11 protein-coding genes and 1 pseudogene are annotated in these 14,143 nt (G+C 67.0%); 8 read left to right on the top strand and 4 right to left on the bottom strand.

The features are described from left to right. Positions 1 to 3: 3 nt before the first annotated feature. Positions 4 to 975, top strand: coding sequence for a BadF/BadG/BcrA/BcrD ATPase family protein (locus AAFU51_11085; GenBank protein MEO1571803.1), 972 nt, complete (start codon positions 4 to 6; stop codon positions 973 to 975). Positions 976 to 982: 7 nt separating this feature from the next. Here the strand turns inward: AAFU51_11085 and AAFU51_11080 are convergent, their stop codons facing one another. After that, positions 983 to 1,993 carry a dihydrodipicolinate reductase gene (locus AAFU51_11080; GenBank protein ID MEO1571802.1) on the bottom strand — a complete coding sequence of 337 codons (1,011 nt, stop codon included), beginning with the start codon at positions 1,991 to 1,993 and terminating at the stop codon, positions 983 to 985. A 58-nt stretch (positions 1,994 to 2,051) separates the two neighbouring features. Continuing rightward, a complete protein-coding gene (locus AAFU51_11075) occupies positions 2,052 to 3,050 on the bottom strand; it encodes a serine hydrolase (protein MEO1571801.1) in 999 nt (332 codons plus the stop codon). Between the two features lie 83 nt (positions 3,051 to 3,133). On the opposite strand from AAFU51_11075, the gene AAFU51_11070 reads away from it, so the two are divergent. After that, entirely contained in the window at positions 3,134 to 4,048 is a 915-nt protein-coding gene (locus AAFU51_11070) for a serine hydrolase (protein MEO1571800.1), read from the top strand. An 85-nt stretch (positions 4,049 to 4,133) separates the two neighbouring features. Here AAFU51_11070 and AAFU51_11065 read toward each other — a convergent pair whose 3' ends face one another. Beyond that, positions 4,134 to 5,537, bottom strand: coding sequence for a phosphoglucomutase/phosphomannomutase family protein (locus tag AAFU51_11065; protein ID MEO1571799.1), 1,404 nt, complete (start codon positions 5,535 to 5,537; stop codon positions 4,134 to 4,136). A 309-nt stretch (positions 5,538 to 5,846) separates the two neighbouring features. Between AAFU51_11065 and AAFU51_11060 the strand changes: the two genes are divergently transcribed. The 3 genes and pseudogenes from AAFU51_11060 (at position 5,847) to AAFU51_11050 (ending at position 9,502) form a co-directional block, all read left to right on the top strand. Then, entirely contained in the window at positions 5,847 to 8,429 is a 2,583-nt protein-coding gene (locus AAFU51_11060) for a T9SS type A sorting domain-containing protein (GenBank protein MEO1571798.1), read from the top strand. A gap of 300 nt (positions 8,430 to 8,729) precedes the next feature. Beyond that, the gene (gene ndk, locus AAFU51_11055; GenBank protein MEO1571797.1) at positions 8,730 to 9,170 is read left to right on the top strand and encodes a nucleoside-diphosphate kinase; all 441 of its coding nucleotides are present in this window, start codon (positions 8,730 to 8,732) and stop codon (positions 9,168 to 9,170) included. Between the two features lie 38 nt (positions 9,171 to 9,208). Beyond that, a pseudogene (locus AAFU51_11050) lies at positions 9,209 to 9,502 on the top strand (ankyrin repeat domain-containing protein). Positions 9,503 to 9,522: 20 nt separating this feature from the next. Here the strand turns inward: AAFU51_11050 and AAFU51_11045 are convergent. Then, positions 9,523 to 10,851, bottom strand: a complete 1,329-nt coding sequence (locus AAFU51_11045; GenBank protein MEO1571796.1) for a carboxypeptidase-like regulatory domain-containing protein — start codon at positions 10,849 to 10,851, stop codon at positions 9,523 to 9,525. A 133-nt stretch (positions 10,852 to 10,984) separates the two neighbouring features. On the opposite strand from AAFU51_11045, the gene AAFU51_11040 reads away from it, so the two are divergent. The 3 genes from AAFU51_11040 (at position 10,985) to AAFU51_11030 (ending at position 14,073) form a co-directional block, all read left to right on the top strand. Further along, positions 10,985 to 11,944, top strand: a complete 960-nt coding sequence (locus tag AAFU51_11040) for a ChaN family lipoprotein (protein MEO1571795.1) — start codon at positions 10,985 to 10,987, stop codon at positions 11,942 to 11,944. A 182-nt stretch (positions 11,945 to 12,126) separates the two neighbouring features. Further along, entirely contained in the window at positions 12,127 to 12,333 is a 207-nt protein-coding gene (locus AAFU51_11035; GenBank protein MEO1571794.1) for a hypothetical protein, read from the top strand. Between the two features lie 72 nt (positions 12,334 to 12,405). Next, entirely contained in the window at positions 12,406 to 14,073 is a 1,668-nt protein-coding gene (locus tag AAFU51_11030) for a cbb3-type cytochrome c oxidase subunit I (protein MEO1571793.1), read from the top strand. The last annotated feature ends 70 nt before the right edge of the window (positions 14,074 to 14,143 follow it).

The following is a 14,143-nucleotide window of genomic DNA, read 5'->3' as shown; positions in this document are numbered from 1 at the left end:
CGCATGCGATATCTCGTCGGCATCGACGGTGGGGGTACCCGGACGACCGTGGTGCTCGCCACCGCCGACGGTGTGGAACTGCACCGCCACGTTGGGCCTGCCGGTCTGGTAGACCCAGCGGCTCCCACCGCGAGTGCGCGGGTGGTGGTCGACTTGGTACGCGACGCGGTAGCCAAAGCCGGTGTGTCGGGTCCCGCCCGTGCACTCTGTGCGGGGCTTGCCGGAGTGGAGCACGAGGCCAACCGCACGGTCGTACGCCAGGCACTCGAAGCCGCAAGACTCGCGGAGCAGGTGACGGTGGTGAGCGACGGCCAGGCAGCCGTCGAAGGAGCCATGGGCGAGGGCCCTGCGCTGTTGCTGCTCGCGGGGACCGGCTCCATCGCGTATGCCAAGGACCGCGCAGGCGCCGTGAAACGCTGCGGCGGCTGGGGCATGGTCCTCGGCGACGAGGGGAGCGCCTACGGCACGGCCCGTTCGGCACTCGCGGCGGCGCTCCATGCCTTCGACGGACGAGGCCCAGCTACGTCGCTTCTAGCCGCCCTGATGGCGGAAACAGGCGCTGCGACCCCCCGAGGGCTCCCGGCGTGGGCAGGACGTGCTTCGAAAGCCGACGTGGCGGCTCTCACACGCATCGTCGAGGCGGAGGCGCTAGCGGGCGACGCCGTCGCACTTCAGTTGCTACACGCGGCCGCGCGCGCCCTCGCCGAGCACCTGCCGCCGCTCGTGGCATGGATCGCCGAGCGTGCGGACAACGTGTCTCCGCTGCCGCTCGTCTGCTTCGGCGGCATGTTCCGGATCAAGGGCTTCGAGCGGCTCACGCGCGAGGCCGTGGAGCGCATGCTGCCGGGCATAACAACGTCTCATGGTCCGGCTGCCGACGCCGCTACCGGGGCGGTTCGACTGGCCCAAGCCTCTTTCGCTGAGGCGACGGCCGACCGCACGTCGGCGAGCCAGTCGCTGGCCGGGACCGCGTGAGCCCGAGCTAGCGTGTGGCAAACGCGCGCAGAACCGGGAGGTCGGCCATCGTCCGGAGCCCCGGCTGGAGACCGCCACTGGCGACGAGGCCTGCCGTGTTGACCAGCGCCGCGATGGTCGCCGTGTCTCCGAAGATGCCGCCCGGGACGGTGAGTGTGATGGGCGGCGTTCCCGTGACCCGAACGGTGTCGTGCGAGCCGTCGGCCCCAACGTACATCTGGAGCGTGAGCGCCAGCACCTCCTCGCCTTGGATCGACCCGCGGATGGCGTGGCGAATCCCGGCGACTTGACCAGCGGCGACGTCTGCGTGCGGCGTCGTGATGGCCCGATCGCTGAGCACGGGGTCAAGCGTCTCCTCAAGGGCGTCGAGGGTCCAGCCCAAGCCGTCGGCCACCATCAGCAGCGACTCGCGCAGCCCGATGTGCCCGAACGTGCCCGTTGCCTTTTTCTCCGCAAAGGCAGCGGCGGTGATACCCGCTCCGACCTTGCGCTGCAGCGGTCCGCGCCGTGCCCCGGCGTCCACGACGCGGTCGACGGCGACGTGCGAGACTTCGGTGCAGACGCCCGTCGCCATGAGCGCAAGCGCGTCCATCGCATAGCCCGGGTTGACGCCCGTGCCCACCACGACGCGCTGCGCAGCCTTCGCCTTCGCGTTGAGCCGCGCGGCGACTTCCGGGTGGCGGTCGTAGGGGAACGACAGCTCCTCCGTCGAAGACACCACGTGCGCGCCGGCGTCCAGGCAGCCCGCGAGCTGCGTCTCGACGCGGTCCAGAAACGACGAGGTTGTGTGGAGGACGACATCGGGCTTCAACGCGGCGAGCGCAGCGCCAGCATCGTTGGACACCACCACGCCCGTTTTCGTGTCACGCCCGAGCAAATCGGCGAGGTCGCGGCCCACTTTGGCGGGATCAATGTCAATGGCGCCGACGAGAGAGAGGCGGCCGGCGGGTGCTTTGTCGAGAAGCGTCTGAACGCAGGCGAGACCGATGGGGCCGAGGCCGTACTGGACGACACGCATAGGGCGGGGGAGAGTGCGGGGTGAATGATGCGAAGTACGGTCGATCAGCCAGCGGCGATCAACTGGGAGTGGTGGGCCGGAACGCCGCGTGGACGGCTCCGGCAATCGAAGCGCCGAGTGCGGCCGAGGCGTCGTAGTCGTCGATGCCTTCAGTGAGGATCACGAGGACATACGGCGTCTGCAAAGTGGCACTGGGCTCCGGATAAACAATGGCCGCGTCGTGGTGAATGCAGGTGATCCAGCCCGTCTTGTGCGCCACGCGGGCGCCGGTGGGCAGCCCTGCTGGTATCATCTCGTTGTGCCGTTGGTCGAGCAGAATCTCGATCATAGACGCGTCGGCCTCAGGTCCGACGGCGCGGCCGTTCATGAGCGCTGACATCAGGCGAGCGAGGTCGTGCGCGGTCGCGGTGTTGCTCAGGCCAGCCCGGTAGGCAGGGATGTCCTCCACGCCGCGCAGTACGCGCATCGTCGTCGTGCCGAGTTGCTCGATGGTCGCCTGCACGGAGTCGGCCCCGACTTGGGCAATCAGTAGGTTCGTGGCGAGGTTCGAGGAGTGCGTGACCATCCGCTCGGCGAGCGTGCGCAGCGGGACGGGCTCGCCGAGGCGGACGTAGAGCGCCGTATCGGCGTCCGCGCTGATCTGGTAGGCCGAGCCGTCGAGGATCGAGCGAAAATCGTTGGCGAGCACGAGCGAATCGTCGAGGGCAAAGCGCCCAGCCTCGGCCTGCCGGACGAGTTCGATCAGCACCGGTACCTTCATCGTGCTCGCTGCATGAAACGCCCTATTGGGATCGCCGTGGTGGAACGTCGTCGCGCCGTCGATCACGGTCACGGCGACCGTCGCATCGGGGGTGATGGCGAGAAGCGAGTCGATCTCGGAGGCGAGCGCGTCCACGTCGGGCATCGCGGTAGGGAAGGGTTCGTCGGCAGCGGGCGCGCAGGCAGCGAGGAGCACCAACGCGGCCAGCACGACGGCGGTCAGCACAACGGCGGTCAGCACGACGGCAGCCAGGGTGGCTGTCGGAACAGCGAACGAACGGAGCGGGGCGGGGCGCATGGCGGGGCGATGTGCGAGCGAGCCGAAAGGTAGCGCGGCGGTAGATTTCGAGGGGATCCTCTTTCGCACTTTCTGGCCCTCTCATGCGCACGCTTCTCCTCGCTCTGATCTTGCTCGTCACGCTTCCTGCCCAGGCGCAGCCCGCCTCGCCCGACTCCCCTTTGCAGGCGGCCGTCGAGGCTGCCGTGGACGGGTTCGAGGGCGTCGTTGGCGTCTATGTGGAGCACCTGCCCTCCGGGCGCTCCGCCGCGCTGCGGCCCGACGAGCTCTTCCCGACGGCGAGCATGGTCAAGGTCCCCATCCTCGTCGCCACGTTCCAGCGCATCGACGACGGCGACCTCGACTACGGCGCCGACCTCGTCTTCCGCGATTCGTTGCGATACAGCGAATACGACCTCTTCGGCGACCTCCGTGACGGGGCCGAGGTGCCGCTTCACCAGGCCGTCGAACTGATGCTCTCGGCGAGCGACAACACGGCGAGCCTCTGGCTGCAGCGCCTCGCGGGCGGCGGTGCGGCCATCAACGCCTGGCTCGATGAGCACGGCTTCGAGGCGACGCGTGTGAACAGCCGGACGCCGGGCCGAGAAGACGCCCGCGAAGTCTACGGCTGGGGCCAGACCACACCGCGTGAGATGGCGACCCTGATGCGCCGCATCGTCGAGGGCCAGGCCGTCAGCCCCGCCGCCGACGAGGAGATGCATCGCCTCCTCACGCGCACGTTCTACGACGACGAGGCCATCTCGGCGCTGCCGCCGAGCGTCCAGGCCGCGTCCAAGCAGGGCGCCGTGATGGAGTCGCGCAGCGAAGTCGTCTACGTCCACGCCCCAAGCGGCCCCTACGTCTTCTGCGTCGTGACGAAGGAGCAGGCCGACCTCCGCTACGAGCCCGACAACGCGGGCTATGAGCTGCTGCGTGCCCTCTCGCGGCTCTTCTGGGATACGTTCGAACCCGACCACGCATGGACGCCCGCCGAGAACGCCGGGCGGTACCGATTCTGACGAGATCGCCCGAACCAACACGGAGCCTGCACGGCGCATACGCGTCTGTGCAGGCTCCGTGTTGATGGGAGACGAGTCGGGGGCGTTACCCGATCATCGCCACGCCGTCAGCGACGAGGGCGTCGGCTTCGTCCTGATCGCCCGCCTCCGAGTAGACGCGGAGCACCGGCTCCGTGCCGGAGGGGCGGAACATGAGCCAGCCGCCGTCTACGCGAAATTTGTAGCCGTCGATGGTCTCCGTCTTCGCGACTGCGCGGCCGTTGATGGTGCTCAGGCCCTCATTCTTGAGCTTCGCCAGGAACGCTTGCTTCTTCGCCTCGGTGGTGTGGAGGTCGTTGCGGCTCTGGCGGTGCTCGCCGAACTCGTCGAACAGCTCCTGGACCAGTTCCGAGAGTTTCTTGCCGCGCTTGACCATCATCTCCACGACGGTCAGGCCGATGAACAGGCCGTCGCGCTCTGGGATGTGGCCCTTGATCGCCATGCCGCCGGACTCCTCGCCGCCCACGAGCACGTCGCGCTCGACGATGATCGGGCCGATGTACTTGAAGCCGATGGGCGTCGTGACGGCCTCCAGGCCATAGGCGTCGGCCATCTTCTGGAGCATGTCGGTCGTCGAGAATGTCTTCACGACGATGCCGTCGAGGCCTTTCTCCTGCGAGAGGTACTTGATGAGCAGCGCCAGGATCTTGTGCGAGTCGACAAACGCGCCGGTCTCGTCGTACATCCCGATGCGGTCCGCGTCGCCGTCGGTGGCAAGGCCGGCCGCGCAGCCGTGGGCAACGACGGCCTCCGAGAGCGCGCCGAGGTTGCGGTCGATGGGCTCCGGTGCTTGGCCATGCATGCCGGGGTTGTGGTCGTGGTGCAACTCGACCACGGTGTCTGCGCCGAGGAGGTCCGTCAGCGTGCCCTGACCAGCGCCGTACATCGCGTCGTAGGCGAATTTCAGCCCGGACGCCTTGATGGCATCCGTGTCAATACGCTCGGCGAGGATGGCTGTGAACGCACTCGCCAGGTCGATGTGCTCGATGAGGCCCGCAGCCTTGAGGTCGGCGAGCGGCTTCTTCTCGAAGCCACCGGCGAGTTGGTCAAGCTGGGCTTCGACGGCCGCGATCATGTCGGGCGAGGCCGGGCCGCCAAAGTGCGCCTTGATCTTGAAGCCGTTATAAGCGGGCGGGTTGTGGCTCGCCGTGATCACGATGCCTGCGCTATGGCCGTAGGCCTCGGTAGCCCAACTCACGGCAGGTGTGGTGACAAATGAGTCGGCGAGTTGGACGCGGATGCCCATGGAGGCAAAGACCTGGGCGGCGTGGGCGGCGAACTGGTCGCCGAGGAAGCGGCAATCGTAGCCGACCACCACGGAAGCGTCGGAGCCGTAGGTGGCGTGGAGCCACTGGCCGGTCGCGCGGGCGACGCGCTCCAGGTTCTCAAACGTGTAGTCGGCGGCGATGATGGCGCGCCAGCCATCGGTGCCAAACTTGATCGGGGTCATCAGCGAAGGGGCGGTGCTGGAGAGGGAAAAGTCAACGGAATTCCCAATGTACGCAGTCTGTCTCACCCTCACGTGAGACGTGTAGGAAGCCGTAGGGCCTGGCACTCATGGAGGGGTTCAGCCAGAGACTGCTCACCTGGAATGCGTGTGAGACTCTGGGTAGCTTAGTTGTAGACCGTATGTAGATGTAGGACTTTATTGGACATACTTGGGAACACAATAATGTCAAATTAGAAGGGTAATAAGGCCACGCTCGCTTCTTGAAAGCCGACTCGCTGCCTGCTTTCCGCTCTCAACCACCATCCGCCGATGCTCTCTCTCGTTGCCTTCGCACCCCGCGCGATACAGGCGGCGACCCTAGTCGGGGTTGCCGTTGTCCTCTCTCTCGTCCAAGGTCCCGCTGTCTTTGCCCAATGGGACGCTGACGCCGGTCTGGTCGCCTCCCACACGGATGCCGCGACCGTCACAGCGACCTCCATCACCGGTAGCGGGCTCGCCAACGTCCACGACGGCGACATCGCTACGCAGTGGCAGTCGGGCGCCTGCTATCCGACCGGCTTCATCAGCCGCGACGACACCAACGTGCTCCTCGACGCCTGTGCCGATGGCCGCTGCACGAGCAGCAGCACCGGAAACATCACCGGTGCGACCATGGGCGGGTCCGGCTCGGCAGGCGTGCTTGCCTCGGGCGGTCGCGCCTGGCTCCGTGCCGATCTCGAACAGCCAAGCGACCTCTACCGCATCGCGGCGCGGATCAACACCGGCAGCAGCGTCACACTCTCCGCCATCTCTGAATCGGGCACCGCGACCGACACCACGCTCGTGGCCACGCTCACGACGAGCGACAACTATGCCTACCGGCGCTTCTCCGTGCCTGCGCTCAGCGGGCCGGTAGTCGGGGTGCTGGTTGAGTCCGCGGCCTCGTTCACGTTGTTCGAAGTCGCCGCACTCGCGTCGCCGTGCTTCGAAGCTGTCACCTTCGACTTCGGCGCGACGCTGGACGTGGGTCTCATCGAAGCGCGCGTGTGGACTGCCAACAACGTCACCGCTACCGACTACCAGACGAGCAACGACGGCGCAACGTGGACAACGGTAGGCTCCGTCGACCCGACGACCAACAACGTCATCACGACGACGCTCGCGGTGTCGGTCCAAACCCGCTACCTCCGTGTCCGGCACACGATGGCCGAGCAAGACTGGGCGAAGGGCTACGTCTGGGAAGTGGACGCCTACGACCAGTGGGGCAAGTTCGGTGCGCCGCAGACGTTCGCTGGGCCGACTACGCAGACGCTCGGTGACCTCCTGGGCATCAACGGCGTCTGGGGTTGGGGCACCAACGGCTACTCGGATCTGCTGCCTGCCGGCGAAGGGCCGGATCGCTACACGCCCGTGGCTAGCCATGCCCGCACCTACCACAACATGGATTGGGACGTCACGGACCCCGACAACCCGCCCGACTTCTCGAACATGGCCACGAGCGGTACACCTGCCAAGTGGTGGCTCGACTGGGACCGCGAGTATGGCGACTGGCAGACCGCCGGGCTCGACGTGCGGACCACGATCCAGTTCACCAATTTCCCAGCGAGTTGGTGGAATACGCCCTACGCTTCCGCCCAAACCTACGGCGATGCCTTCGCAGACCACTTCGGCCCTACCTACGGCACCGGCGCTGTCTCCGCGATGGAAATCGGCAACGAGCCGTGGACGCAGTGGCCCGTCGCGTCCTATCGCGATGTGCTCCGCGGCATGGCCTCGGCGGCGAAGACCGCTGACCCGGCCATGACGGTGCTGCCCGCGGCGTTCCAAGCCTATGCGCCGGAACAGCCGGGGGACTTCTACAAGAACTACCTCGGCGCGCGCGTGACCGCGACCGAGGCGCCCTACCTCGACGCGCTCAACGCCCACCTGTACAGCTTCACAGAAGATGCCACAGGCACGCGCGTGGCGACCAACCCCGAGGATCCCGCATCGGAGATCTACGCGATCCGCAACATGGCTCGGTGGCGCGACGCCAACATGCCCGGCACGCCGATCCACGTCACCGAATGGGGCTGGGATTCGGGCGGCGTCGGCGAGAGTTGCACCTTCGGCGAATGCGTCTCGGAGGTAGCCCAGGCGCGCTACGGCGTTCGCGGCGCCATCATCCTGGCGCGCGAGGGGGCGGAAGTGTTGACGTGGTATTTCTATGCCAACACGCCGGGCGGCACACTCTTCACCCGCTCGGGCCTCACCGGATCGTCGGCGACGGGCTTCGCGCCGAAGCGTGCCTACGTCGCGCTGCAAGCGTTCCAGGCCACACTCGGCGACCGACACCTCGTCGATATCGTGCGCGAAGACGACACAGCCTACGCCTACCTCCTCGGTGAGGCCGACGGCACCCCTACGCACCTCATCGCCTGGCGACCGATCGGTGGCGACGACAACACGACGGTGGCGACCGGGCTGTCGGTCAATGCCGTCCCGGACAGCGCGTGGACCCTCGACGGCGTCTCGGCGACCGGCGAGACGGCCACGGTGCCCGCCGCGAGCGGCTCCGCCTGGACGCTCGACCTAGGCGCAGCGCCACTCGTTGTCGCCTTCGACACGACGGCAGCGCCGCCGGGCGGTGCCGCACGGGCGGTACCCGATGTCCTGACCCTGGACACGCCCTACCCGAACCCTACCACGGGCACAGCAACCGTTCGCTTCACGGCGGCTACGACGGCGCCCGTGCTCGTTGAGCTCTACGACACGCTCGGGCGCCAGGTACGGACGCTCTACGATGCCACGCCCAATGCCGGAGAGAGCGTCACAGTCGCCCTCGACACAGACGCCCTGGCTGGGGGCGTGTATGTGCTTCGTGCAACCGATGCGCAGTCCACAGTGGCGGCGCGGATTACGGTTGTGAGATAGAATGGGCACATTCCGGGTAAACGGGGCGTAGAGTGCTGCGCCGCGCAGTCTGGATGTCCAACATTTACAAGACGATTTCCATGGCCTGCGCGGGTCCGGCAGCGCTCGCCCGGAACGCAGGAGGGGCGTTCCCCGAGGCTCCGGCCCGCCAGGCCGCTCCTGAGGCGTAGCGCGCGGAGCCGAAGCGACATGCAGACGCCCTGTGCGGCGGCTAATTCGCTTTGGCTTCGCGCAGGAGTCCCGGAGAACAGCGGATTTTGAGGATGACAGTATCCCCCGCAACTCATACCGCCTCGTCCCATGGAACGCACCCTCGCCATCATCAAGCCCGACGCCGTTGCCGCCGGGCACGCTGGCAAGATCCTCGACCGCATCCTCGCCGAAGGCTTCGCCGTTCGCGCGATGAAGCTCGTCCACCTCACGAAGCGTGAGGCCGAGGGCTTCTACGCCGTCCACGACGGGCGACCGTTCTTCGAGGAGCTGACCACGTTCATGTCGAGCGCCCCGTGCGTCCCGCTCGTGCTGGAGCGCGACGATGCCGTGGCGAAATGGCGCGAGGTCATCGGCGCGACCAACCCCGCCGAAGCCGCCGAGGGTACCATCCGCAAACGGTTCGCCACCTCCATCGGCGAGAACGCCGTGCACGGTTCCGACTCGGCTGCAAACGGCATCAAGGAGGGCCGCTACTTCTTCGCTGAGAGCGCGATCGTCTCGAACGGCGCCGACGTGATCGACGCGTAAGCTGCTGGCTCACAGCAACCGACTCGACACCGACGAGGCCGCTACACAATGCCACCGAAGCGGGGCAGGACGCGGTCGTGGCAGTCCTCTTTGATGCTGGGGCCGACCTGGCTGCAGTGAATGTGTACGGGGCAACGTCGCTTGTAGCCGCCGTCTATGGGGCGAACCCAGACGTCGTCCAACGACTACTCGCAGCAGGTGCCGACCCCGACGTAGGCAATGAGATCGCCCGCGAGGCCGCTACAGGCATGGCAGAGGCCGACTGGGACGAAGACGCGTGTGAGCCAAAGAAGCCGGGTTACGCTGAGATCAACGCCCTGCTGAATGGCTGAGGCGGGGCGAGGAGCTGCGTCTACTCGCCCTCCGCGTTGTCCTCGGTTGCCTCGTCTATCCCATCGCCCTCCATCGAGGCTTCAGGAGAGTCGGTCGGGGCGGCTTCAGCCTCGCGGGCAGCCCGCTCCCGCTGCGCTTCGAGTCGCTGCTCTTCGAAAAGTTGGGCCGCTTCCTCGGCGCCGGGTAAGCCGCTCTCGGCGAGGCCATACTCGCGGGGGAGGTCCTCCGCGAAGCGCTCATAGGCCATGTAGCCCGAGAGCGTGATCGAGCGCGGATCTAGCTCGCGGCCGAAGCGGTCGAGCATCGCTCGGTCGTTGGGGATCGGGAAGCGAAACTGCGAGGTCTGCACGTCGCGCAGGCCGCGCTGCTCGCGCGCCCACTCGCGTTGCAGGAAGCCGGGGGCCTCGGGCTCGTTCCGGTAGATCACCTCCATCAGCCCCACGAACGAGAGCTTGTACTCGCCCTCGCGACGCGTTTCCTCCAAGAGGTCGCTCGGCGTGACCTCGACCCGCTCCGCCCGGCCGCCGCGGCGCCCGCCAAACGGGCTACCGAAGGCCCCGCCGGGACCGCCCTGGTTGGGCACGATGTAGAGGCTATAGCCCGTCTCGTCGACCTGCTCCGGTTGCTCGTTGGCGATGCTTGCCACGAGGCTGCGCAGGAAGTGACGCGGCGATCCGAGGTAGGCCTTGCGTCGGTTGGCGGCCCAGCGGATAGCCTCAGCGTCGTCGGCCGGTTCGAGCTCTTCGAAGAGCGGCTCGCCGGTGAAGAAGTTGCGGTTGGGCTCGGCCTCGAAAGCCGTGAGGCTGTAGTAGACCCGGTAGCCGAGTGCGCGGTTTTCGATCACGAGGGGCTCGCGGGCTGTGGCCGTTAGGGTCGTGAGTCGCTGCTCGAAGTCGAGGACGAACGGGTTCAGGATCTCCGTCTCGGCGGCGTTGGCTGTCTCCCCGACGAAGCGGCGCTCGAAGCGCTCGTAGCGCTCCTGCCACTTCTCGTCGCGCTCCGCTTCCACGACGACCTCGCCGAGTTCGAGGCCGCGCAGCCGGAAGTTGACGGTCTGGGTTCGGCCTTCGCGACGGAGGACCAGGTCTTCCGTGGCCGTCTCAAAGCCCGCGCTGGAGGCGACAAGGCGGTGGGCGCCGAGCGGGACGCGCGTGAGCCGGTAGCGGCCGTCGCGGTCGGTGATGGTGCCGCGCTGCGTCTGCGCGAGGAAGACGCTTGCGCCGGGGATCGGCTCCCGGTCTCGGTCGGTGACGCGCCCCTCAAGCGTCGCAGTGGGGAGGGGCTGGGCCTGGGCTGCAGTAGCGAGGACGAGCGAGAAGAGCAGGGGGAGGAGTGCGAGGCGGCGCATGGCGAGGCGATAGGCGTCGGTGGACGAGCGGGTGGGCGGTCCGAGAACGGAGCACCTACGGGACGTCGTGCCCAGGGCAGCGGTTCTGCCCTGCACGTAGCTTGCTGGTGCTCTTCCTACACATCGCCTCGCTATGCGCTCCCTCCTCGTCCTTGCGTTCGCCCTCGCCGCCGTGCCTGCCCTCGCCCAGATACCCGAAGCTGCTGAACCATCGACCTTTCGCATCTACACGGCCGACGGGGGGCCTGCTAGCTTCGACAGTCTCACCGCAGCGTTCGTCGGCGCCGACGTGGTCTTCCTCGGCGAGCAGCACAACGACCCCGTGGCGCATGCGCTGCAACTCGACCTGCTCCGCGCAACGACTGAGGGTGAGCGTCCCGTCGCGCTGTCGCTGGAGATGTTCGAGCAGGACGTGCAACTGGTCCTTGACGAGTACCTGGCGGGGCTCATCCGCGAGCGGGATTTCCTAGCGGCGGCACGGCCATGGTCGAACTACGATTCTGATTATCGCCTGCTCGTGGAGCATGCCAGGGCGAACGGACAGCCCGTGCTCGCCGCGAACGCACCCGCGCGCTACGTCCGGCTGGTGAGCCAGCGCGGCGTGGGGGCGCTGGCTCAGCTACCGCTCCAGGCGCGGGCCTTCCTACCAACGCCAGTGGTCCCAGCCTCGAAAGCCCTCGCCGACAAGTTTCTCGCGCTCATGGGGAGCATGATGGGGCACGGCGGCGGTTCGAGCGCTGACAGCTCCGCGGCGAGTTCCCATACAGCGCAGAGCTCCGGCATGCCGAGCCTCGATGGGATGCTGGCTGCGCAGAACCTCCGCGATGTTGGCATGGCCGACGCCATTGCCCAACACCGTGCGGCACAGCCGGACGCGGTGGTGCTGCACGTCACGGGCTCGTTCCACAGCGAGGGCGGCCTCGGCATCCCTGAGCACCTGGCCCGGCTCCGCCCTGACGACCGCGTGCTCATCGTGACGATGGTGCCCGCCGGCGATCTAGACGCCTTCGACCCTGAAGCGCATGCTGGCCTTGGTGACTTCGTCGTGCTCACCGACGCGAGCCTGCCGCGCACGTATGAAGCGGGGTTCTGAGCATCCGCGGGCGGTCCTTCGGGCACATCTGACTCGATCAGGCTATGTGAGAATCATGGGAACCATCCTGACGGCTCGGCTATCGAACCGGCGCGGCAGACACCGTATGTTGTGCGTGCACGTCGCCCACTTCTTTCTCTGAAGTACCCCATGCTCAGGGGTGCTTCGCGCCCTTCCCCGTCATGTCTTCTCCCGCGCAGTCGTCCTCGCAGGGCCAGCGCAACGTCGAGGTCTTCGTCACGAGCGTGATCCTGGCCGTGTTCATCGGCATTGCGGTCTGGACGACCGTGCTCGCCTTTGGCGTGCTCCGCGAGCGCGCTGAGCGCAACGCTCTGCCTGAAGAAGACGCCTCCAGCGTCATCGTGTGGACCCGTCCGGCAGTCACATAGCATGCCTGGTTGACCTCTCGGGCGCTCGTCCGAGGTCGGGCGACCATCTCCCTTTCTGCCTCGAATTCCTGCATGGTCTATTCCTCGCTCATCATCATCGTGATGGTCCTCCTGATCGGGATGGCGGTTTCGGTGTTCATCCTGATGTGGTCGGACAAGCGGGGGCAATACCGCAACGTGAAGGCGGGGGCCTACGTCATCTTCGACGAGGACGAGCCGGTCGGGCAGCCGCAGGACCAGACGTTCGCGACGGTGCCGCCACCCGGCGGGGATGGTGGCGGGGTGCCACGCCGTTCTGCGTTCGGGCCTTCGACCTACCCGGAGCCGCCGCCCGGCTGGCGCTCCGACGTGGACCGCTCGGTGAAGTGGCCGGTGCTGGCCTACGTCGGTTCGGCCGTGTTCTGGCTGCTCGTCGGGTCGATTTTCGCGCTGCTGGCGTCGTTCAAGTTCAACTTCCCCGACTGGCTCGTCGAAGACGCGTGGCTGACGTTCGGGCGGCTGCGTCCGGCGCACCTCCAGACGGTCATCTTCGGCTGGCTCTCGATGGTCGGCATCGGGGTGGGGACGTGGCTGTGGTGCCGTCTGCTCAAGACGCCGTTGCGAAACGGTGGGCTCATGCTCGTCGGGTGCGTGCTGTGGAACGTCGGCATGGTGATCGGGACCATCGGGCTGCTTGCGGGCTTCGCGCGCTCGATCGAGTGGGTCGAGTTCCCTGTCGTCGCCTACCTGATCATCATCGCAGGCTTCCTGCTCAACAACGTCGCGCTCTTCCGGACGCTGGCGCGCCGGCGCGTGCAGCACCTCTACGTGTCGATCTGGTATATCGGGGCGTCGCTACTGTGGACGCCGATCCTGCTCGTCACCTTCCTGCTGCCGGTCTATTCGGGCGTGCCGCACGCGACAGCCAACTGGTGGTTCGCGCACAACATCCTCGGGCTGTGGCTCACGCCCGCTGCGCTCGCGGCGGCGTACTACTTCATTCCCAAGGTGACGGGGCGGCCGGTCTACAGCTACCACCTCTCGATCATCGGCTTCTGGACGCTCGCGCTGTTCTACAACTGGGCGGGGGCGCACCACCTCGTCGGCGGGCCGCCGCCGCAGTGGGTCGTCACGACGGGCATCGTCTTCAGCGTGATGATGATCATTCCGGTGGTGGTGGTGGCGCTCAACCACCACATGACCATCGTGGGGCGCTTTCGGCGCGTGATGGCGAGCCCGACGCTGCGCTTCGTCGTCTTCGGCGCGATGAGCTACACGTCGGTTTCGATCCAAGGCTCGCTGCAGTCGCTGCGTGGCTGGCAGGAGGTGACGCACTTCACGCACTACACGATCGCGCACTCGCACCTCGGCGTCTACGCCTTCGCGACGATGATCATGTTCGGGGCGCTCTACTACATCCTCCCGCGCCTGACAGGCTGGGAGTGGCGCTCCTCGAAGCTCATCGCCGCGCACTTCTGGCTCGTCGGCATGGGCATCGGCGCCTACGTGGTCGCGCTCACCGTAGGCGGCGTCATCCAAGGTCTAGCGATGCTCAACCCCAACGTCCCGTTCCTCGCCGTAGTCGAGTCGACCAAGCTGTGGCTCCTCATCCGCTCGGTGTCGGGCACGCTGATGACGATCGGCCACATCATCTTCGCCTACCTCGTCTTCGAGAACATCCGCAAGGGCGGCCCCCAACGCGACGCCCCGACGCTGTTTCCGCTGGCGCGGCGGCAGCCTGCGGCTACAAGTAGCAAGTGACACGTGTCAAGTGACAAGAAGCAGTCGCTTGCCCTCTTCCTTGCTACTTGCCTCTTGCCTCCAGCCCACT

It is taken from the genome of Bacteroidota bacterium, assembly GCA_039821555.1.
Taxonomy (GTDB): Bacteria; Bacteroidota; Rhodothermia; order Rhodothermales; family Rubricoccaceae; genus JBCBEX01.
This window is presented reverse-complemented; position numbering and strand designations above follow the sequence as displayed.

Coding starts and splice junctions, on each gene's coding strand:
- ndk (MEO1571797.1), top strand. CDS start 8,730: ATGGAACGCACCCTCGCCATCATCAAGCCCGACGCCGTTGCCGCCGGG.
- AAFU51_11085 (MEO1571803.1), top strand. CDS start 4: ATGCGATATCTCGTCGGCATCGACGGTGGGGGTACCCGGACGACCGTG.
- AAFU51_11080 (MEO1571802.1), bottom strand. CDS start 1,993: ATGCGTGTCGTCCAGTACGGCCTCGGCCCCATCGGTCTCGCCTGCGTT.
- AAFU51_11040 (MEO1571795.1), top strand. CDS start 10,985: ATGCGCTCCCTCCTCGTCCTTGCGTTCGCCCTCGCCGCCGTGCCTGCC.
- AAFU51_11070 (MEO1571800.1), top strand. CDS start 3,134: ATGCGCACGCTTCTCCTCGCTCTGATCTTGCTCGTCACGCTTCCTGCC.
- AAFU51_11030 (MEO1571793.1), top strand. CDS start 12,406: ATGGTCTATTCCTCGCTCATCATCATCGTGATGGTCCTCCTGATCGGG.
- AAFU51_11045 (MEO1571796.1), bottom strand. CDS start 10,851: ATGCGCCGCCTCGCACTCCTCCCCCTGCTCTTCTCGCTCGTCCTCGCT.
- AAFU51_11035 (MEO1571794.1), top strand. CDS start 12,127: ATGTCTTCTCCCGCGCAGTCGTCCTCGCAGGGCCAGCGCAACGTCGAG.
- AAFU51_11075 (MEO1571801.1), bottom strand. CDS start 3,050: ATGCGCCCCGCCCCGCTCCGTTCGTTCGCTGTTCCGACAGCCACCCTG.
- AAFU51_11060 (MEO1571798.1), top strand. CDS start 5,847: ATGCTCTCTCTCGTTGCCTTCGCACCCCGCGCGATACAGGCGGCGACC.
- AAFU51_11065 (MEO1571799.1), bottom strand. CDS start 5,537: ATGACCCCGATCAAGTTTGGCACCGATGGCTGGCGCGCCATCATCGCC.